At 67.8% G+C, this 693-nt stretch carries 1 protein-coding gene; it reads right to left on the bottom strand.

The features are described from left to right. Nucleotides 1–693: aspartate kinase (locus tag B4M60_RS04915; protein ID WP_291080832.1), on the bottom strand; the 693-nt coding region annotated here is incomplete at both ends.

The following is a 693-nucleotide window of genomic DNA, read 5'->3' as shown; positions in this document are numbered from 1 at the left end:
GCAGGTGAAGGTGATGTCGGTCTTGCCCTCGGCCTTGGACACGTTCTGCAGGACCATGTCGATGTTGATCTCGGCGTCGGCGACGGCACGGAAGATCTTGGCCGCGTACCCGGGCTGGTCCGGGATGCCGACCACGGTGATCTTGGCCTCCGAGGCGTCGTGCGCGACTCCGGTCAGGACTGCGTCTTCCACGGGGATGTCCTCCACATTTCCGGCCACGAGCGTGCCGGGGTTGGTCGAATACGAAGAGCGAACGCGCAGGGGCACGTGGTACCGGCGGGCGAACTCGACGCTCCGCAGGTTGAGGATCTTGGAGCCCACGGCCGCCATCTCGAGCATCTCCTCGTACGAGATGGTGTCGAGCTTGCGGGCGTCCGGGACGATCCGGGGGTCGGCGGTGTAGATGCCGTCGACGTCCGAGTAGATCTCGCAGACGTCGGCGCCGAGCGCGGACGCCATGGCCACGGCCGTGGTGTCCGAACCGCCGCGGCCGAGGGTCGTGACGTCGCGGGTCTCCCGGGACACCCCCTGGAACCCGGCGACCAGGGCGATCTTGCCCTGATCGAGGGCCTCCCGGACCCGGCCCGGGGTGATGTCGATGATCCGGCTGTTGCCGTGGCGGGTGGTGGTGATGATCCCCGCCTGCGACCCGGTGAACGAGTACGCCTCCATCCCGAACGAGCTGATGGCCAT

The organism is Dietzia sp. UBA5065 (assembly GCA_002415925.1).
Lineage (GTDB): Bacteria > Actinomycetota > Actinomycetes > Mycobacteriales > Mycobacteriaceae > Dietzia.
Note: the sequence above shows the minus strand (reverse complement) of the source record. Positions and strands in the feature narration are given on the sequence as shown.